The organism is Nocardia implantans (assembly GCF_035544775.1).
GTDB classification, from domain to species: Bacteria; Actinomycetota; Actinomycetes; order Mycobacteriales; family Mycobacteriaceae; genus Nocardia; species Nocardia implantans.
On sequence record NZ_JAYKYQ010000006.1, the window covers coordinates 255,387 to 275,376 of the forward strand.

The window sequence follows — 19,990 nt, forward strand, 5'->3', positions numbered from 1 at the left end:
CCCGTGCGCGGCCGCCGAAATCTACGGACGAGCCGGGCTGAGGGGCGCTGGGCGCTGATCCCGTGGGGCGATGCCGAACTTTTCTCGAGTCGGATGGAACCGATCAGACCCGCACCGCGTCCAACCAGATGTACAGGCCAACTGAGGCTTCCGCCGTTGGCCGAGACGGGAACCCGAAAGGAGCCGAAATGGCAGGACAGCTCGAAGCGAGCGAAGAGGCGATCTCGAAGTTTGTAGACAACTGCCGGCAGCGGCACCAGGATCTGCAGACCGCCATCACCGCACTGAACAGCAAGTCGGATCAGACCACCGCCACCTGGAGCGGTGCTGCCCGTCAGGCGTTCGACACGTTCATGGACAGCTACTTCGCCCAGGCGCGGAAGCTGAACGATCAGCTGGATCAGACGTCGGACAAGCTCGCCCACGCCGGCCGGAAGTTCGCCGATCAGGACCAGCAGTTCGCCCAGCAGGTGGCCGCGCAGGCCTCCAGCCTGGACCTTCCCTGATCCGACAGCCGAACCACAGACAACAAGGAGCTCCCCATGGTAGCGAACGACCCCGGTCGGATTGCTTCGAACTTCGGCGAGGTCGAGGCGGGCGCCCAGGCCATCGTGGCCGAGGCGCGCAGCGTCATGACCATGCTCGAAGATTTCCACAAGCAGGTCACCGACTTCGTGACCAACTACTGGAAGGGTGACGCGAACGACGCGTTCGCCTCGCTGCAGGCCCAGTGGAACACGCAGGTCACCCAGCTCAACACCACGCTGGAAAGCGCGGGCAAGCTGGTCAGCAGCGGCAACTCCGACCTGCAGGGCACCGACACCGCCTTGGCGGGCCTCTTCTGAGATCCCGTCTCGGCTGATTCGAGCCCCCGGTACTCGGTACCGGGGGCTCGAATCGTTCTGCGCCGCGGTGCGTTCGTTCAGGTGCTCGCGCCGGTTACGGGACGACGCGGACCGTATCTCCGAAATGCGAGCACGGGGCTTCCAATCGTCCCCAGTCGTCTCCCGCGTACTGGCAACCGATGCTGATCTGAATCCCGTACTCGAGCAGGACATGCCAGTGGACCGTTGATCCGTCTCCTGGATGTTCCAGATAGGCGAGTCCGGAGCGGCCGCCGAACATGACATCCTGCCGCAGGTCGGTCAGCACCCCCGGTGGGCGCTGCGCGATCTGTGCTTCCAATTTCGCCGCGACCTGTGCGTAACCGGACGACGCTGTCAGCGGCGCCTGCATCAGCGTGATCCGCTGCCGCGCAGCGGTTTCGGGTACCAGATCGACCCGAGCACGTCCCGTCTCCGGCGACTGGGTGATGCGCCAGCCCGGAGGGACCCGGAAGCGGAGCCGTCCGAACGCCTCCGGCGCCGACTCGGCCGGTGGGGCGCCGGGCGGCGGCGCGGCGGTCGGTGACGCCACTTCCGGACTCGGCGCCGCGGCGATCTCGTCACCTCCGCGACCGGACAAGACGATCGCGCCGACGATCGTCAGAGCGACGACCACCACGGCCGTGAGCGCCATGAGCGCGATCCGCGCCGTGCTGTGCCGGGGCGGCCGTGCCGCGGCACGCTCGCGAAGCGGTCGCATCCACTCGGTCGGTGCGGCGGGTGTTTCGCGTGGCTCGGCCCCGCGCCCTCGGACCAGATCGGAACCGGCGACCGGGCGCAGTTCGGCATCGGCGCCGATGGCCTGCCGCACCGCCCCACGGATCAAGTCGACTTTCCCGGGGTCGCTGACACCCACCACCTGCACGAGGTCGATGGGTCCGGTATCGAGCACTCGAGTGAGCAGGCCGCATAGTTCGGCGAAACCCGCTGATCCGTCCGCTATTTCGGCCAACGCGAGCGTCGGCTCGTGCTCACAGGACTCGATGTGCACGCCGCGATGACTTCGGATGACCGCCGACGCAGTAGTGGCCAGCGTGCCGAATTCCAGTACCAGCGTCCGCCTGCTGTGGCTGGTGCCCTCGTCCGAGGCGACCGAACGGACCGCGATGTCCTCGAAAGCGACGTCCGAGGCGACGCGGCGTGCCGCCTGATCGAGCACGCCGCGACGGCCAGCGCCCCATTCGGTCGGACAGATCAACGTCATCCGGCCGCATGGGGTCGCGACACGAAGCTGCTCGAGCACACTCGCGAAAACCGCGCTCATCGCGTCCACCACCGAGGGTGTGCGAGGTGGCAGGGCTATGGCGTCGGCGGGCACGAACTGAACCGCCGACCCGACCTGGGTGGGCGGCGCCAGCGACTGCCCCACGACGAGATCGAAGCCATTGCTGCCCAGAACCACCGACGGCGGCGCGTCCCAGTGCGTGTCGGCGCCACGCGCCCAGATGCGCGCCTCGGTGACGACGAGCTCGACCTCGGACATCAGGGCGACGGCATCCACGCCGTCTGGACCAGGCCCTCGGCATTCCGAGTGACGTAGGTCCCTCGGCCCGGCGGCATCGGGCTCGGTCGCTTGGTGCCCATCAGGACGCCCTCGTCCTTGCTGCAGCTCAGGATGAGGCCGGCCGAGCCCAGATCGCGCATCCGCGCCAGCGTCGCCTCGAACATCGCCCTGCTCGCACCGCCCGAACGCCGGGCGATGATCACGTGGAAGCCGAGGTCGCGTGCGTGGGGCAGGTGCTCAAGCAGCGCTTGGACCGGATTGCCCGCGGAGGTGGCGACCAAGTCGTAATCGTCGACGATGACGTACAGCTCCGGCCCGCTCCACCACGACCGATCCCGCAACTGCTGCGGAGTGACGTCCGGGCCCGGCGTGCGCTTGCCGACATAGGCGGCCAGGTCGTTCATGTTCTGCGTGAACTGCGGCGCCGTGGAGCCATAGCCCGCGAGGTATCCCTCCGGAACCAGGCCGAGCATGCTGCGCCGGTAATCGCCGATGATGAAGCGAGCCTGATCGGGAGTGTTCGACGCGGCGATGCCCTCGATCAGCGAACGCAGCAGCGTCGTCTTTCCCGATTCCGTGTCACCGATGATGATGAAGTGCGGGCTCTCGACGAAGTCGATGTAGACCGGCGCGAGCTCGGACTCGTTGATGCCGAATGGGATACGCAGGCACTTCGCGTTCGGATCCACCTGCGACGGCCAATCGCCCGCCAGATACAGCAGTTGCTCGCGCGGAAGCTGCTCGGGCAGCATGCGAACCTGGGGCGCATGACGCCCCGGCGTGAGCCGGGCGATGGTCGCGACCGCGTCCGCGACGGCGTGCGTGAGGTCGGTCGGGTCGGAGCTGCCGTCGATGCGGGGCAAGCCGGTCAGCATGTGCAGGCACTCCGGGGTCATACCGCGGCCCGGCCGCCCTTGCGGAACCAGGGAAGCGAACTTGCGGCCCAAATCGGAGTCCATCGGATCACCCAGGCGCAACTCGATCCTGGTGCCGATCTGGTCCTTGAGCGCGGGCCGCGCCTCCGCCCAGCGGTTGAGGGCGATGACCACGTGCACGCCGTAGGACAGACCCTGGACGGCGAGATTCATGATGGTCTGCTCGAGCATCTCGAAGTCCTGACGGATCGAGCTGAAACCGTCGATCACCAGGAAGACGTCACCGAACGGATCCTCGTGCGCGCCCGCGGCGCCGGGGCTGCTGGCCGGGTCCATCGCGCGCAGCCTGCGGAAGTCGGCCATCGATTCGATGCCGAGCTGGCGGAAGCGCGCCTCGCGCTGCCGGACGATGGTGGTCATCTCCGCGATGGTGCGCCGGACCTGGTCCTCGTCCAACCGGCTTGCCACCGAGCCGACGTGCGGCAGCCCCTGCAGGCTCGCCAGGGTGCCGCCACCGAAGTCGAGGCAGTAGAACTGCACCTGTTCGGCGGTGTGCGTCAACGACATCGCCATGATGAGCGTGCGCAGCGCCGTCGACTTCCCGGACTGCGGGCCACCGACGATGGCGACATTGCCGCGTGCGCCGGACAGGTCGATGACCATCGGGTCGCGACGCTGGTCGTACGGGCGGTCGACGATGCCGATCGGGGCGCGCAGCGTGGACACCGCGGAGTACTCGCCGGTGAGGACGGAGCGTGGGACGAGCTGGTCGAGCGTGGGCGCCTCGTCCAGCGGCGGCAACCAGATCTCGTGCGCCGGGCGGCCGTGGCCGCGGATCCGGGAGACCAGCATGTTCAGGTTGGACAGTTGCTCGCCGTCCTCGTCCTGTTCCGGTTCCAGGCTCGGTTCGGGCGGCAGCGGGACGCGGTCCGCGGGCCGGAAGTCGACATGGGTCGCGGTGAACGGCCGCGCCCTGACGTCGATTTCCCCCGACTGCGTTGCCACGGTCATGTCACGCTGCGAGCCACCGCCGACATACGGGCCGGAGACATAGGAAGCCTGGAAGCGCTGGATCTCTCCGGAATCGGCCTTCAGATAGCCGCCACCCGGGTGGTTCGGCAGGTTGTAGGCGTCGGGCACACCGAGCACCTGACGGGATTCGTTGGCGGAGAACGTCTTCAGGCCGATGCGGTAGGACAGGTGCGATTCCAGGCCCTTGAGCTTGCCTTCCTCCAACCGCTGCGAGGCGAGCAGCAGATGCACGTGCAGCGAGCGGCCGAGGCGGCCGATCATGACGAACAGCTCCGCGAAATCGGGGTGCTGGGTGAGCAGTTCGGAGAACTCGTCGAGAACCACGAACAAGGCCGGCAGCGGATCCAGATCGGCGCCTGCGGCCCTGGCCTTCTCGTACTCCAAGACGTTGGCGAAGTTGCCCGCCGCCCGCAGCACTTCCTGCCGGCGGTTCATCTCACCGGCCAGGGCGTCCTTCATGCGGTCGACGAGGTCGGCCTCTTCCTCCAGGTTCGTGATGACGGCCGCGACGTGCGGAACACCTTCCAGGCCGAGGAACGTCGCGCCGCCCTTGAAGTCGACCAGCACCAGGTTCAACTGGTCGGGCGAGTGCGTGGCCAGCAGGCTGAGCACCAGGGTGCGCAGGAACTCCGATTTACCGGATCCGGTGGCGCCGATGCACAGACCGTGCGGGCCCATGCCGTTCTCGGCGGCCTCCTTGATATCCAGTTCCACCGGGAGGCCGTCGGCGCCGACACCGAACGGGACGCGAAGGCGTTCCCGTCCGTAGCGCGGCCGCCACGCGTGCTCCGGGTTGAAGGTGCCGATATCCCCGAGACCCATCAGCTGCGCCCAGCTCGAGATCACCTCGGCGTCGTCGTTCTCCGCGTCGCTGCTGCGCTGCGTGGCGGCACGGTAGGGGGCGAGTCTGCGCGCCACCTGCTGCGCCTGCTCGGGGCTGATCCGGTCGATCAGCGCGAACCGCTCCTGATTGCCGGTGGCGCCGCGGCCGACGCACTCGCCGTTCTCGACGATCATCTTGATGCCACGGGATACCGCGAGGCGCGGCGCGTAGCCGCACAGGTCGATGATGGTGACGCCCTCGTAGCCGGATTCGCGCAGCTGATCGTCCTCGGCCTCGAGCAGACCGCCGTCGACCACGATGACGATGTGCACCATGTTCGCGTTGGCGGGCTGGTTGCGGGAGTACCTGACCCGGTTGCCGAGCAGCGGATGCAGTCCGGCCATCGCCTCCCGGATCGAGCCGTAGAACATGCGCTGGGTGCCGATGCCGTCCTGTGCGTCGGGATGCTGGGTGTGCGGGAGCCACTTGGTCCACTCCCACTCCGGCGCGGTGTCCGGACCGCAGACGACCGCGACGAGCACTTGGTCCGGCGCCTGGAACATGCACAGCTGCACCAGCATCGCGCGCGTCATGTCGCGCGCCTGGGCGCGGTCGCCGTCCAGCGCGATGGTGGCGAAGCCCTTGACCGCGATGGCGGTCGGCAGATCCGGCACGGTGGAGTGGGCGCGCACGAAACGGCGCAGGGAGACCGCGGCGATCGGTTCGAGCTCCTCGACCGGACCGGTCTCCGGGGCCACCAGCCTGGTGGCGAGGCGCTGGCCGCCCAGACCGATGCGGGCGTGGCAGAAGTCCTTGTCCCCCGCGCGGCGCTCCCACATGCGGCTGGTGCCCGCGAGCATCCAGACCAGTTCGGGCTCCGGGTGGCTCCATTCGACGGAAGCTCGTTGCTGGGCGGCGGTCTCGTTGACGTCCTTGCGCACCTGGTCGAGGTAACGCAGGTAGTCCTTGCGGTCCTCGTTGGCCTCCGCGGCCTTCTGTCCTTTGCCCCCGCCCTGGCCCGCGAACATGCCGACCATCGAGAACAGCATCATGATCGGGAACATCATGCTCATCGGGTTGGAGGCGATGCCGCCACCCTGGGTGAACATCAGGGCCATCATGCCGACCATGCCGATCACCATCACGACCGGCATGAGTTTGAGCACCAGATTTCCCGGTGTGACCCGGGGGATTTCGGGCGGCGGCTGCAGCGTGACCTCGCCGCCGGGCGTACGGGGCATCTCGCGGCGCGCACGGCGCTGGAAGCGGACAGTGCTCATCGACGAGATTCCCCCTTCGGCCAGCTGTGATTCGGCCTCAGTGTAGAGGTCACAACCGACATGTCGTACAGTTCGACCAGCATTCTGCTGCCCGGACCGAGGGTTCGCAAGCTCGCCCCAGGCCCGCCGTGCCGTGGAATCACCAGGTAGAAGACGGAGTTGGGGGAAGTTTGACGCACGCGCGGCTCGACCACATCGACGAAGAATCCTCGCGCGGCATCGTCCGCGCTCCCGACCTCGCCCGGGTGACGATTCTGGCCAAGCACACGCAGGTCGACATGGCCATACCGGTCGACGTGCCGGTCGCCCTGGTGATTCCGAGCGTGGTCGACATGGTCGCCCAGCACAGCCGCACCAACGACTTCGACAACGAGGGCGAGCGTTACGAACCCGCCGAATGGGTGCTCGCCCGGATCGGCCACCCGCCGTTCTCCAATTCGCTCAGCCTCGGCGAGCACGGCGTCCGCGACGGCGAACTGCTGATGCTGGAGAGCGCATCGCACACCGCGCCGACCCCGCTGTTCGACGACATCATGTACAACGTCGCGATCGCCGACACCGACCATTACCGCAGCTGGACCCCTCGGGTCGCGCGGATCACCGGCTCGGTGCTCGCGGCGCTCACCATGATCGTCGGTTGTCTCGGGCTGCTGCTGTCCCCCGGCTCGCTGCCGATCGGGGTCGGCGGCTCGATCGCGCTGGTGGTCGCGATCCTTCTCGTCGTCACCGCGATGGTGCTGAGCAGGATGTATGGCGACAACGGCACCGCGCTCGTGCTCGGCGGCTGCGCACTGCCCGCCGCGTTCAGCGCGGGCATGCTCTATGTGCCCGACGATTACGGCTGGGCGCACATCCTGCTCGGATCGGTCCTGGCCGGAGCGACCGCGATTCTGGCGTGGCGGGTCACCGGCGTCGGCCTCGCGTTGTTCATCGGCGGCGCCGCGCTCGCCACCTACGCCGTGCCCGCGGCGCTGGTCGGCCTGCTCACCGACCAGCCGGAGCGGGCGATCGGCGCGGGCGCGGCGGCGCTCGGCCTCGGCGGCCTTTCCCTGGCCCCGCGCGTGTCCATGCTGCTGGCGAAACTGCCGCTGCCGCCGGTGCCTTCGCCCGGCACCCCCATCGATCCGACCGAGGACGATCCCGACGATCACCGCGCACTGCCGACCATGGAGGTGCTGCGGGTGAAGTCGGAGCGGGCCCGCATGTACCTGGCGGGCCTGGTCGCGGCGACCACGCTGGTCACCGTCATCGGCGCGCTCGGCGCCACCGACCCGGCGTCCGACGACCCGTACTGGCCCGGCATCGCGCTCGCCTTGGTCTGCGCGGTGGTGCTGATGTTCCGCAGTCGCACCTACGCGGGCGCCGAACAGGCCGTCGTGCTCATCGCAGGCGGCGCGGGCATCGTGCTGATCATGCTGGTTGGCGCCGGTTTCGCGATGCACCAGCCGCTGGCCGTCTTCGGCGCGGCCATGGCGGTCCTGGTCGCGGCGCTGATCCTCGGCATCATCGTCCCCAACCAGTCGGCCACCCCACCCATGCGGCGCGGCGTCGAACTGCTCGAGTACACGTTCGTCGCCGCGGTACTGCCCCTGGTCTTCTGGGTGGCGGACCTCTACTCCATCGTCCGCGGGCTGTGAGTTCACAGCGATGAGTTCCGAACAGCTGATCGCCAGTGGCTTCCGAGCGGTTCGGTTGGGCACGGCAGTCTGCGTGTTGGCGCTCGGCGTCTCCGTCGGCGCAACGGCCGCAATCCCGCCTGCGCAAGCGGAGAAACCCACCGTGAGCCCGAATACGCCACCGCCAGCGGGCGAGCCGGCCGCTCCACCGGACAAGACCGAGCGGGCATCCAATACCCCGTGCGTCAGTACCGGCTCGGGAGGCAACGGGCCCTCGATTCCCGAGCCGCAACGCTCCCTCGACCTGCAGCATGCCTGGGGATTCTCGAAGGGCGCAGGTCAACTCGTGGCGGTCATCGACACCGGCGTCGCCCGCCATCCGCGCCTGCCGGGGTTGATCGCGGGCGGCGACTATGTGAGCAATAGTGACGGGACCGAGGACTGCGATGCGCATGGAACGTTGGTCGCGGGGCTGATTGCGGCGACGGAGGTCGACGGCCAGGGTTTCTCCGGGGTCGCACCGGCGGCCCGAATTCTCACGATCCGCCAGACCAGCAGGCTGTACCAGCAGGAGGGAGCGAATCGGGACAAAGGACCGGATGCGCTGCCCCAGGGATACGGCACCACTCGAACCATGGCATCGGCGATCCGTCGCGCGGCGGACATGGGAGCAACCGTCATCAATATCTCCGAAGTCGCGTGCAAGCCGATCTCCGAGCCTTTTGAAGACACCGAGCTCGGCGCCGCGGTCCGGTACGCCGCGATCGAGAAGGACGTGGTCGTGGTAGCGGCAGCAGGTAACAGCAGCGAAAGCGCTGACAGCTGCAAGGGCAACAACGCGATCATCGATCCGCTCGACCCCACCGCGGATCCGTGGGGCAAAGTCGACCTGAACGTGTCGCCCGCCCGCTATGACGACTACGTGCTCGCCGTCGGTTCCATCAACGGGAACGGGCAGCCGTCGACGTTCACAGTGCCCGGACCATGGCTTGGTGTGGCGGCGCCCGGCGAGAACATCACCTCCCTCGATCCACTGTTCAATGATCCGAACAGCAAAGGAACCGCGGTTCAACTCGGCAGCGTCCAGCAATCAGGGAAGCTCGGTCCGATTCAGGGCACCAGTTTTGCGACCCCGTTGGTTTCCGGGGTGGCCGCCCTGGTGCGAGCCCGTTTCCCGGAGCTGAGTGCGCTGGAGGTCATCAAGCGCATCGAGGCGACCGCCCATGCCCCTGCGGAGGGCTGGAATCCATACATCGGTTACGGCGCTGTCGATCCGGTCGCCGCCTTAACCGCCGAAGTACCGAAAACTCTCCCGCCAAAGCGCCCAGCAGCAGCTTCGAGTGTGCAATTGCGGGTTCCTTCGCCGACTCCACCGCCCGACCATCGCGCACGAAATGTAGCGCTGATCGGCAGCGGCAGCGTCGCGGTACTACTGGTGCTGGGCATGCTCGCCTCGTTTCCGATCCGCCGCCGATTCGGCGTCCGCGAAGACGAGTGACCCGCCAGACACGGTTGTAGGCCCGTCATAGGACGGGCCTACAACCGTTCGAGTCACAGGGCGTGATCACGGATAAGAGTTGGGCCTCCAGAACAAGCCTTAGGATTTGGTCTCCACCCATTCCCACGGCTCGCAGTAGAAAGTAACCCCGGGTGCAGTCGAACCCTCGTTACTACGCCGGTATTCGGCGTTTCGCTTCGCCGCTTCCTTCTCACATGCGTCTGGGCTGCTGTACTTGGCAATCGGGTCCGCGTACGCCTGCCCTGCGTTGAGCGCGCAGACTCCTCCGACAATGGCAACTGATGCAGCGAATGACGCCAGTGCCGAAACTCTTCTATTCATGCAAAACCCTTCCCAGATCCGCCGTCCAGCAGCTGCTGCGCGGCTACGGCGACGAACACGAATGGCGATTCTCGTCCGTCGGAGGGATTGGACGGCACATGAGCGACTCCGGTTCCCGTCGAACGAAATTCGATAGGAAACCTGTGTCACACGCCTGGTGGAGGTGTCGGCATCCGCCAGTCGATCATTTCGCCGAGGCCACCGGCTGCTTTGCGGGGGCGGAATCCGGAGCGACGCCGTCGTGGGCGATCATGGCGGCCTCGCGGCTCAGGGTGGGGCCGCTTGCGAGCAGACCGACGATCGGCCAGGGGGCGGGTTCCGGCGTCACGTCCGATTCCTTGTCCATGCCGAGTGCTTTCGCGGCCTCGACGTCCTTGATGCCGAAGCGGACACCGGTGTCGGCGATGTAGAACATGCTGTCCTTACGGCGGCTGTCCGGTTCGATGCCGGTGCTCTGGACAAACGCGCCGGAGCCCGGTTTGAAGTACACGGAGTCCACCTTGTCTCCCTTGCCATCGGCTTGGGCGAGCGGAACCAGCTTGGCGCTGCTGGACATCGGCAGGTCGCTGCCATCGATGACAGTGAGTTCCGCACGCAGGGCAACGTCGGCATTGCCCGCGACTCCCGGGATGGGCTTCCAGGACAAGCAGCTCACCGGTCGCGCCTTGGGCTCGATGACGGTCGGTGCGACATCGGGGTAGGAGTCGACCTTCAGCGCTTTCGAAGGCGGCGCATTGTTTGCCTCGTAGTCTCCGATGGCGGTGCCGTGATCCGGGTTGCGTTGGGAACTGCGGATGACTTCGGCTGTGAATGCACTGATGGGCTGCAAGCCGTCGTGCAGGATGACGAAGTTCTGGTTCGACTTGCCGGTCATCTGCACGACGGTGCCGATCCGCAGGCCGTTGATCGAGTAGCCGGACGGCTGCCCACCCGGATCATCGATCTTCGGCGGCACGATCGCGTCCACCTCTGGGATCGCGTTCAGCAAGCCTTCACTGATCGGGCGCGGCGTCATGCCACGGATTCCCAACGGTCCGGTGACCGCCGGTTCGTTCATATCCACGCGAGCGCGCGTCTTGTTCCAGATGAGGTAGGTCGCTTCCTTACCCTTCACCAGCAGCGCCTTGTCCTTGCCCATCGCCGCCGCCTTGTCGCCGAGTTCCAGATCGCCGACGAGAACGGAGGTGCTGCGGTCATCGGTGCCGTCGGTCTTCAACGAATCACACACCGTCCAAGCGCGCCCCTTGCCCTCCTTGTCGAGGGGCAGCGAGGCGGGAGCGCCTGGGATGCCGATCAATTGGCCGCGGGGCTTCTTTCCGAGCTCGGATTCCTTCACGGTGGCGGGCTTGGCGGCCTCACCCGCGGCAAGGCGGGCGGAGGCGAGGTTGAGGGCCGGGTGCACCACGTCGTCGATCACCACGTAGACGGCGCCGGAGTCCTTGCCGATCAGGATCTTGTTGTCGTCGCCGATCTTGCCCTGCGGCCGCAGCAACGCGAGCACACCGCAACCGGCCAGTGCCACACACGCCAGGATCAGACCGGCCGCGTATGCGCGGGACTGGGAACGCATGGGGTCGTGCAGCATTCGCACATCCCGGCGCACCAGGGCGTGCTCCATCCGCCGGACCAGAAAGCGGTAGCCGCTGACCTGCCAGCGAGTGGTGGGTTTTGAAGGCATTATTCCTCCCCCGAACAGTGCTCACGTTCGCCGAACACAGTACAGTTCCCGGGGACTCTTGTTCAGCTCGGCCGCGGCGAACCGGCCGATATCGGGTACTTGGGGGACGACGATGGCGGAACCGGCAGGCGCGGGACCACGACCGCTGCTCGGGCGCATCTCGATGCAGAACCTGCTGATCGCCCAGCTCATCGGGCTGACCGTCGGAGTCGTCGCGCTGTTGGCCGGCCTCCCGGGACTTCCCGCGCTCGGCGTGGCGGTGGTCGTCGCGCTGATTCCACTGATCCCCGTCGCCGGACGCACTTTGCTGGACTGGGCCGCCACCTGGTGGCGCTACCTCACGCATCGTGACTACGAACTCGGCGACACCGTCGACTTCCGCGGCGCCGACGGGCGTTCGCTCGGCCTCTACTGGGACGGCAGCCGCGTGGTGACGGTGGTCGAGGTGCTGCCCCCGCCCGGCGGGCTGACCAGGATCGCCCGCACCACGGTGCACGCCTCGCACCTGCTTCCGCTGGCCGAGCTGGCGAAAGGCCTGAACCAGCACGACATCCTGCTCAGCGGCATCGACATCATCAGCCACGGGCATCGCAGCCGTTCCGGCACTCCCGCGGGCAAGATCTACGAATCGTTGCTGGGGCCGCTGCCCGCCACCGCGCACCGCACGGTGTGGCTGGCGATCAGCTTCGACGCGGTGGCCTGCCCGGAGGCGGCGGCGCGGCGCGGCGGTGGCGCGGAAGGAGCGTCGCGCGCGGTCACCATCGCCACCCAGCGCATCATGCGCACGCTCGAGGACGCCGATTGCAACGCCCGCATCCTCACCGCGCCGGAGATCCGCAAGGCGGTCCTGCAGATCACCGGCGGCTACGATCCGCGCACGCTCGAACACAGCTGGCGTTACGCCGAAATCGGCAACAGCGTGAACATCGGCAGCGCGATCGATCCCAAGCGACTCGAATCCGACCTGCTCGCCCAGCTCTGGGTGGCGCCGTCGCGCGGAACCACGGTGGCGGTGCGGCTGCGCCCCGGTAGTTCCGCCGACACGGTGAGCATCGGCGCGGCTTGGCGGCTGACCGCACGCGAATTGCCGGAGCGGTCCGAGCTGCCTGGCATGATCTCGATGAACGGACGCCACCGCGACGGGCTGCTGGCCCATCTGCCGCTGGCCGTTCCCGGCGTGGACGACACCGTCCCGATGATCGAGCACCTGATCGATGTCGTCGACGATCTGCACCTACCTTCCTCCGGCTGCGGCCAGCTGATCGGCTCGGACGACGAAGGCAACGGCGTTGCGGTCCGCATCGTCGGCGCGGGCATATCCACGGTGTACGTCGCCGGCGAGCTGTATCTGGCGCAGCAACTGGTCTTCCGGGCGCTCGCGGTCGGCGAACGGATCCTCATCCGTACCGACCGGGCACGGGCCTGGGAGAACCTCGTCACCACCATCGGCAATCCGGAGCGCTTGACCATCGCGGTCGAAACCCACCAGTCCGACGCGGGTTTCACCGCGACGGTCGTGGACGGGGTGCTCGCACCGGCCCCGCACGCCGGCGTCACCACCATCTACGTCACGGGTGATCCGATGGGCTGGCCCGCCAGCCGTCCCGACCTGGCCATCCACCAGCCAGGCGCGATCGGCAACCACGTGGTGCTGCGCACCGGCACGGCGCAGGTCGACCTCACGCTGGTATCTATTCCCAGTGAGGCCACCTACATCGGCCAGCCGCGCGGCCGACGGGCGATGCAACCGCAGTAGCGCAGCCGCTGAGTCATGTCGATTTCGACATCGGCTCGCTGGCCCCGAGAGCGAAGCCTGCGCAATCGGTGGCCACGTGGTGCTGAGCATCAGAAGCGCGCAGGTCGTCCTGACACCGAGGCCGATCCCGGCGAGGCCGTCGACACCGCCCACCCACCCGTCCGGCGCCCAAGCGGGGCTAGCCGGGATATGGATCGGTCGTCCTCGCGGTTCGCAAAGTACGTGCCCACCAGGCCAATTGACGCAGCATGCGTTCCGCCGCGTCGATGGCGGCGCCGTCGCGGGTCTCGCCCGTCTCGTCGAAGCGCTTCTTCGCCTGATGGAAGCTGACCGTTTCACGAACCGACACCATATGGATCTCGGCGACCACTTGGCGCAACTGCTCCACCGCACGCAAACCACCGGAAAGACCGCCATAGGAGACGAAGGCGATGGGTTTGGCGCGCCACTCGTGCTTCGCGGTGTCGAAAGCCGTCTTCAGCGACGCCGGATAGCCGTGGTTGTACTCCGAGGTGACGACGACGAACGCGTCGGCGTCCCGCAATCGCGCGCGATAGGCGGCGGTCTCGTCGTTCTCGGTGAGTTCGACCGGCAACGGCGTGTGCGCGAGATCTATGACACCCGTGTCGAATTCGGTCCGGGCACGCACGGTACGCAGGAACCATTCCGCGACCACCGGCGCGAACCGCTCCGGACGCACACTCGCCACGATGACCTCGAGCCGCAACGTGGTTTCCACCGCGCGAGCCTAACTCGGGACCTGACGGCAACCGCGTACCGGCACGCTCCGCAGCATCGGGAAACTCAGCGACGACTTCCCGCCGTTGAAGAGTGCCCGACCTGAGAGCCCCGGATACTCTGAGCCCTACAAGACAACCCGTTCGCGTCACCGCGATCCGATCCGACGTCACAATCTCGAATCCAGGCCTGCCGAAACAACAATGGACGGCAAGCACTGAATACGGAAGGCATGGCCTACACGCAACAGCATCCGCCGTTCGCGGCCGGGCTCGCGTCCGGGCGACCGCCGCGTAAGCGACGAAGGGGCAAGCGACCGCCGTGGCAAGCCGCACACCGTCCACCTCCACTGCGCGCCTGGTGCTGAGTTCCGCTACCAACGCGCCCAGCGCACCGCAACCACGTCTTTCGAGCGAAGCGAGACCGAGCATCCGCCGTTCGCGGCCCGGCTCGCGTGTGCGCGGCCGCCGCGTAGGCGACGAAGGAGCAAGCGGCGGTCGCGCACACGCGAGCCACAAAGGGGCCGCGAACACGCCGCGACGCAGTCGCGGCAAATCGAACACGGAGAAGAAATGATCTTGGTAACCGGCGCCACCGGCAACGTCGGCGCGGAACTGGTACGGACCCTCAGCGGATCGGGCGAGCAGGTGCGGGCGCTGGTGCGCGATCCGGCCAAGGCGGTGCTCCCACCCGGCGCCGAGCCCGTCACCGGTGATCTGAACCGCCCGGAGACGCTGGCCGACGCGCTCGACGGCGTGGACGGCATGTTCCTGCTCCCCGGCTACAACGACTTGCCGGGGCTGCTGAACCTCGCGAACAAGGCTGGGGTCCGCCGGGTCGCGCTGCTCTCCGGCGGCTCCGCCGCGCTGCGCGACATGGACAACGCCGTCTCGCGCTACATGACGCTGTCCGAGGACGCAGTGCGCGCATCCGAGCTGAGCTGGACTTTCCTGCGGCCGCGGTCGTTCATGTCGAACGCGCTGCGCTGGTTGCCGCAGCTCGCCGCGGGCGACGTCGTCCGTGTGCAATTCCCCGGTGTCCGGGTCGGCGCGATCGACCCCGCCGACATCGCGGCGGTCGCGGCCGCCGCGCTCACCCGGGACGGGCTGGAAGGGCGAGTGCTCGAACTCACCGGCCCGCAGGCACTGCGACCGGCGGAGCAGGTCGCGGTACTCGCCGCGGTGCTGAACCGGCCGCTGGTGGCGCATGAGCTCGACGACCAGGAGACCGAGGCCGAGTTGGCGGCCACCATGCCGCGGGAGTACGTGGACGCGTTTCTCAGCTTTTTCGTCGAGGGCACGTTGGACGAGGCGACGCTCTATCCGACCGTCGAGCAGGTGACCGGCCGACCTCCGCGGACTTTCGAGCAGTGGGCGACGGCTCACGCCGACGCGTTCGCGCCGCGGCCGAGCTGAGCGACATCCGGCCATCCGAGTTCGGATCAGTCGGTCGCCGCCTACTCGGCCGTGCCCGGCGCGGTCGTTCCCCCTTTCCGCGGTCCGCGCGGGAACGCCGGGCGTCAGCGAGCTCGGCGGGCTTCACCGCAGCGGGCTCCCGCTGCGGTGGCCGGCCCTCGGATAGGACTCAGGGCAGCTCGAACGGCAGCGACACTCCCGCGTGGACTCGGCACCGGTCGCAGGTGTCGGTGCCGTCCACCGCGGCCACCGCGCGGCGGATGAGCTCTTTGAAGGGCGTCAAGTTGCGTTTGAACTCGGCGAAGACGTCGACGGCTCGCACTCCATCGCCCTCCTCCAGACCTGCGTCCAGATCCGTGACGAGCGCGACGGCGGCGTAGCACATCTCGAGTTCGCGAGCGAGCACCGCCTCCGGGTGACCGGTCATGTTCACCAGCTCCCAGCCTTGCGCGGCGAACCACCGGCTCTCGGCGCGGGTGGAAAAGCGCGGGCCCTCGACGACGACCATCGTGCCTGCGTGCATCATGTGCAGTTCGTCGGACTGGGCCTTGATGGCGGCGGCGCGCAGTTCCTCGCAATACGGGTCGGCGAAGGACACGTGGATGCCGCCGCCGTCGAAGTAGGTTTGCGGACGGCCGGAGGTCCGGTCGACCAGCTGATCCGGCACCGCGACCGTGCCGGGCCCCCAGTCCGCGCGCAGGCTGCCGACGGCGCAGGGCGCGAAGATCCGGCGCACGCCCAGCGAGCGCAGCGCCCAGAGGTTGGCCCGGTAGGGCAAGGTATGCGGCGCGAATTCGTGGTTCTTGCCGTGGCGAGGCAGGAACGCCACCGGCCGCCCTTCCACCTCTCCGACGGCGATGCCCGCGCTCGGTGCGCCATAGGGGGTCTCGACCTCGACGATGGTCGCCTCGTTGTCGAAGAAATCGTAGAAGCCGCTGCCGCCGATGACGGCGAGCGCGGGCCGGGGGTGCGAACTCATACCCCAATTGTCTCGTCCCGCGATGGCCGTCGCGCGCCGGGATCCGCGTTACCCTGCTTTCCGGCGACGCATGGCCGACTACGGACCGTCGCGGCGGATCGCCCACGATCTGACAAGACCCCGCGCGAGATGTACCCTAGGGGGGTATTGAACCGGTTCCGGCGACCGGCAAGCAGCGAGGAGACATCGGTGGCAGCTTCCCCCCACGACAACACGGCGGCCGACCACGCCGGGCACGGCTACATCACCGCCAAGGACGACTACCTCAAGCGGCTGCGGCGCATCGAGGGCCAGGCACGCGGTCTGCAGCGGATGGTCGAGGAGGAGAAGTACTGCATCGACATCCTCACCCAGGTCTCCGCCATGACCAAAGCGTTGCAAGCGGTGGCGATGGGCCTGCTCGAGGACCACATCAGCCACTGCGTGGTGGACGCGGCGGTCGCGGGCGGCCCCGAAGCCGAGGCCAAGATCAAGGAAGCCACCGACGCCATCGCCCGCCTGGTCCGTTCCTGACCACCTATCCGTGCCAGCGGCGATAGACCGCGGCCGCGCCGGGATGCAGCGGAATCGGGCCGGTGCTGATCAGCGAACGGCCGTCGAGGAACTGGGTGCCCGCCGCCTCGGTGGGCACCAGCGCGTCGGCATGCCACACGAGTAGTTCCACGATGGCGGCGGCCACCTCCTCGGACATGCTGCCCGCGGCGAGCAGCAGGTTCGCCACCCCGATGGTGTGCACCGAGACCCCGCCCGGATAGGCGTCGGCGGGTATCGCGACCCGGTCGTACACCGGCCCGAAGCGCTCCCGCATCGGCGCGGCCAGTTCACCCATGTCCACCAGGCGCATCCGGCTCGGAATCGCGAGCCGCGCCGTCGGCACGCCGCCCGCCCACAACAGCGCATCCGCCTCGCCCGCGGTCAGGGCGGCCACCGCCTGCGCCAAGGGACGATGGGTGATCGTGACGTCGGCGCTCGGGTCGAGCCCCGCGACGCGCAGTATGCGCTCGCCGGTCAACGCCGCGCCCGATCCCTGCGCGCCCAGGCTCACCCGCGTTCCGCGCAGATCCGCGACCGAACCGATCGGACTGTCCGCGCGCACGACCAACTGCAGGTAGTTCTCGTACACCCGGCCCAGCGCGAACACCTCGCCCGCGCTGTCGCGCACCGAATCCGCGAGTGCCAGCGCGGCATCGACCGCGCCGCGCGCCAGCAACGCCAGGTTGTCCTGGGAACCCGAGGTGATCACCCGCTCGATCCGCACGTCCGCGGTATCGGCGGCGGCCAGGCCGAGCAGTCCCGCGAAGGCGTGATAGAAGCCGCCGACCTCGCCGGACGCCAGTCGCACGGTGGCGCCCCCGCCGCCCGGCCCACAACCCGCGATACCCGCCGCCACGGCCAAGGCTAGGAAACCGCGCCGGCCCATGCCGCGCCCGACGATCGGCTGCCTGCCCATCAGAGTGCCTCCGCCGCTGGCAGGCGCACCGAGACCGCCAGACCGTGCGGACGCACCGCCGCCACGGTGAGCGCGCCGCCGCGTGCCTGAGCCAACGCCGCGGCGATCGGCAAACCGAGCCCGGAGCCACCGGCCCGCGCAGCCGAACCCCGGAAGAAGCGGGTGGTCAGCTTGTCGAGTTCGGCGGTGGGAACACCGCTGCCGTCATCGCGGACGGCCACGGTGACCCAGCCCGGCTCGGTCGCGACGACCAGATCGACGTGCGCGCCCGCGCCCGCGTAGCGCGTCGCGTTGCTCAGCGGCACGTCGAGAATCTGCGCGAGCACCTCCGCCGGGACCGCGACCTCGGCGTGCCCGGCCACGGGCGCCGTCCGCAATTGCTGTCCGGCCGCCTCGAACGCCGAGTACCAGGCGTCGAAACGGTCGGCGACCACCTGCGCGGCGTCGCACTGGTTGTCGTCCTCGGCGGTGCGGGCGACGTCGAAGGCCGCGGGCGTCTCGGCGACAGCCAGGCTGAGCAGTCCGTCGAGCAGCGCGGTGAGCCGCTCGACCTCGGCGCCCGCGCTGCGGAAGGTATCCGCCGCGCCGGCCGGGATCACGGATTCCAGGGAATCGAGGCGGATGGTCAGAGCGGCCAGCGGATTGCGCATCGCGTGCGCGGTGTCGGCGACCAGCTGACGTTGCGCGTCCGCCGAATCGGCCACGGCCAGCGCCATGGCGTCGAAGGACTCCGCCAGCGCCCGCATCTCCGGCGGTCCGCCGTAGCGGCCCGCGATCGACACCGGCGCGACGGTGTCGGCGCGCGGCTTGGGCAACGTCGCGGTCAACTCGGCCACACCGTGCGACAGCGCCGCGAGCGGCCGCAGCACCCAGCGGCCGATCGTCACGGCGAGCAGCACGAACACTGCCATCGCGACCGCGCCGCCGAGCACGATCACCAGCCAGGCCCGCCCGATGTCAGCGCGGGCGCGGGCCGTCGACGCCTCGATCACCACGGCTCCGTTCACCTGAACTCCGGTGCCGACCGGCCGCGCCACCAGCATGGTCGGCGCGCCCCACGGCGTCAGCTTGTCCACCGCGTGCGGACGCTGGTTGCGGCGCGCGGCCGCCACCGCCGCCTCGATGGCGGGATGATCGACGTCCGCGCCCGCGTTCACCGCCGTCGCGCCCTTGGCGTCGACCACGAGCACGTTCTCCCCGTACAGCTCGTGATAGCGCTGCACCTCGTCGGCCAGCGCGCGGTAGTCCCCCGCGGTGACCGCGTCGTCGGCGAGGGTGGCGAAACGATCGGCGTCCCCGGAGCGCGCGAGCACCAACTGCTGGGTGCGGCTGGTGGCGACGGTCAGCGACAGCGGCACCGCGAACCCCAGCACCGCGATGGCCGCGAACAGCGTCAGCGCGACCAGCAAGCGACGCCGCACGACGCACCTCCGGCCCGCCGGGCCGCGTTCATTGCCCCCACCGGTACCCGTACCCGCGGATGGTGGTGATCAGGCCGGGCCTGCCGAGCTTCGCCCGCAAGCCGGTCATGTGCACGTCCAGCGAACGCGAGACCGCGACGAAGGCGTCACCCCAGATGCGATCCATCAACTGCTGACGGCTCACCGCGGCCCCCGGCCGTTCCACCAGCGCCTCGACCAGTTCGAATTCCTTCTGCGTCAGCGACACCGGCTCGCCTGCCACCTCCACCACGCGCGCGCCGAGATCGACCCGCACGTCACCGGTGACGACCACCGATCGCTCCGGCCGCGCCGCCGCGGCCGCGCGCCTGGTGACCGTCTCCAACCGCGCGACGAGTTCCGCGATGCGCGGTGGCTTCACCAGATAGTCGTCGGCGCCGCCGCGCAGACCGCGCACGATCGAGCGTTCGTCGCTGCGCGCGGTCAGGATCAGCACCGGAACCGAACTCACCTCGCGCAGCCTGCGCAGCACCTGCAGACCGTCGCCGTCGGGCAGTCCGAGGTCGAGGATCACCGCGTCGTAGTCGCGATGCGCGATCAGCAGATCCGCGCCGCGGCGCTTGCGTTCGGCGCGGTAACCGCGGGCGTTGAGCGCCTCGACCAGCGCGTCTCCCACGCCGTCGTCGTCCTCGACCACCGCAAGCCGCACGCGCCGATCCT

15 protein-coding genes are annotated in these 19,990 nt (G+C 68.6%); 7 read left to right on the top strand and 8 right to left on the bottom strand.

Translation table 11 applies throughout. The features are described from left to right. Positions 1–188 precede the first annotated feature (188 nt). Together U3653_RS16695 and U3653_RS16700 are read left to right on the top strand one after the other, a co-directional pair. Complete coding sequence (locus tag U3653_RS16695) at positions 189–506, top strand: WXG100 family type VII secretion target (RefSeq protein ID WP_039795679.1); 318 nt, start codon at positions 189–191, stop codon at positions 504–506. A 36-nt stretch (positions 507–542) separates the two neighbouring features. After that, complete coding sequence (locus U3653_RS16700) at positions 543–845, top strand: WXG100 family type VII secretion target (RefSeq protein WP_039795677.1); 303 nt, start codon at positions 543–545, stop codon at positions 843–845. A 94-nt stretch (positions 846–939) separates the two neighbouring features. Here U3653_RS16700 and U3653_RS16705 read toward each other — a convergent pair whose 3' ends face one another. Both U3653_RS16705 and eccCa read right to left on the bottom strand, forming a co-directional pair. Beyond that, on the bottom strand, positions 940–2,367 hold the full coding sequence (locus U3653_RS16705) for a type VII secretion-associated protein (protein WP_195080428.1): 1,428 nt from the start codon (positions 2,365–2,367) through the stop codon (positions 940–942). Next, positions 2,367–6,398 carry a type VII secretion protein EccCa gene (gene eccCa, locus U3653_RS16710; protein ID WP_195080427.1) on the bottom strand — a complete coding sequence of 1,344 codons (4,032 nt, stop codon included), beginning with the start codon at positions 6,396–6,398 and terminating at the stop codon, positions 2,367–2,369. The genes U3653_RS16705 and eccCa overlap by 1 nt, the downstream gene beginning before the upstream one ends. Positions 6,399–6,568: 170 nt before the next feature. Between eccCa and eccD the strand changes: the two genes are divergently transcribed. Then, on the top strand, positions 6,569–8,035 hold the full coding sequence (gene eccD / locus U3653_RS16715; RefSeq protein WP_195080426.1) for a type VII secretion integral membrane protein EccD: 1,467 nt from the start codon (positions 6,569–6,571) through the stop codon (positions 8,033–8,035). 10 nt (positions 8,036–8,045) lie between these two features. Next, complete coding sequence (gene mycP, locus U3653_RS16720) at positions 8,046–9,512, top strand: type VII secretion-associated serine protease mycosin (RefSeq protein WP_195080425.1); 1,467 nt, start codon at positions 8,046–8,048, stop codon at positions 9,510–9,512. A 526-nt stretch (positions 9,513–10,038) separates the two neighbouring features. Here mycP and eccB read toward each other — a convergent pair. Then, on the bottom strand, positions 10,039–11,532 hold the full coding sequence (eccB, locus tag U3653_RS16725; protein ID WP_195080424.1) for a type VII secretion protein EccB: 1,494 nt from the start codon (positions 11,530–11,532) through the stop codon (positions 10,039–10,041). A 112-nt stretch (positions 11,533–11,644) separates the two neighbouring features. On the opposite strand from eccB, the gene eccE reads away from it, so the two are divergent. Next, the gene (eccE, locus tag U3653_RS16730) at positions 11,645–13,288 is read left to right on the top strand and encodes a type VII secretion protein EccE (protein WP_195080423.1); all 1,644 of its coding nucleotides are present in this window, start codon (positions 11,645–11,647) and stop codon (positions 13,286–13,288) included. Between the two features lie 178 nt (positions 13,289–13,466). On the opposite strand, the gene U3653_RS16735 is transcribed toward eccE, so the two are convergent. Continuing rightward, positions 13,467–14,027, bottom strand: coding sequence for an NADPH-dependent FMN reductase (locus tag U3653_RS16735; protein WP_195080422.1), 561 nt, complete (start codon positions 14,025–14,027; stop codon positions 13,467–13,469). Positions 14,028–14,598: 571 nt separating this feature from the next. On the opposite strand from U3653_RS16735, the gene U3653_RS16740 reads away from it, so the two are divergent. Next, positions 14,599–15,441, top strand: coding sequence for an NAD(P)H-binding protein (locus U3653_RS16740; RefSeq protein WP_195080421.1), 843 nt, complete (start codon positions 14,599–14,601; stop codon positions 15,439–15,441). A 169-nt stretch (positions 15,442–15,610) separates the two neighbouring features. On the opposite strand, the gene U3653_RS16745 is transcribed toward U3653_RS16740, so the two are convergent. Next, positions 15,611–16,420, bottom strand: coding sequence for an S-methyl-5'-thioadenosine phosphorylase (locus U3653_RS16745; RefSeq protein ID WP_195080420.1), 810 nt, complete (start codon positions 16,418–16,420; stop codon positions 15,611–15,613). Between the two features lie 189 nt (positions 16,421–16,609). Here U3653_RS16745 and U3653_RS16750 point away from each other — a divergent pair, with 189 nt between their 5' ends. Next, positions 16,610–16,933: a metal-sensitive transcriptional regulator gene (locus U3653_RS16750; protein ID WP_195080419.1), complete on the top strand. Its 324-nt coding sequence runs from the start codon at positions 16,610–16,612 to the stop codon at positions 16,931–16,933. Positions 16,934–16,937: 4 nt separating this feature from the next. Here the strand turns inward: U3653_RS16750 and U3653_RS16755 are convergent, their stop codons facing one another. Genes U3653_RS16755 through U3653_RS16765 form a run of 3 tightly spaced genes read right to left on the bottom strand, consistent with a single transcriptional unit; the run spans position 16,938 to position 19,979 of the window. Then, positions 16,938–17,870 (bottom strand): TAXI family TRAP transporter solute-binding subunit, encoded by a 933-nt coding sequence (locus U3653_RS16755; RefSeq protein ID WP_195080418.1) that lies wholly within the window; start codon positions 17,868–17,870, stop codon positions 16,938–16,940. Next, complete coding sequence (locus U3653_RS16760) at positions 17,870–19,291, bottom strand: sensor histidine kinase (RefSeq protein WP_195080417.1); 1,422 nt, start codon at positions 19,289–19,291, stop codon at positions 17,870–17,872. The genes U3653_RS16755 and U3653_RS16760 overlap by 1 nt, the downstream gene beginning before the upstream one ends. A 28-nt stretch (positions 19,292–19,319) precedes the next feature. Continuing rightward, a complete protein-coding gene (locus U3653_RS16765; protein WP_195080416.1) occupies positions 19,320–19,979 on the bottom strand; it encodes a response regulator transcription factor in 660 nt (219 codons plus the stop codon). Positions 19,980–19,990 lie beyond the last annotated feature (11 nt).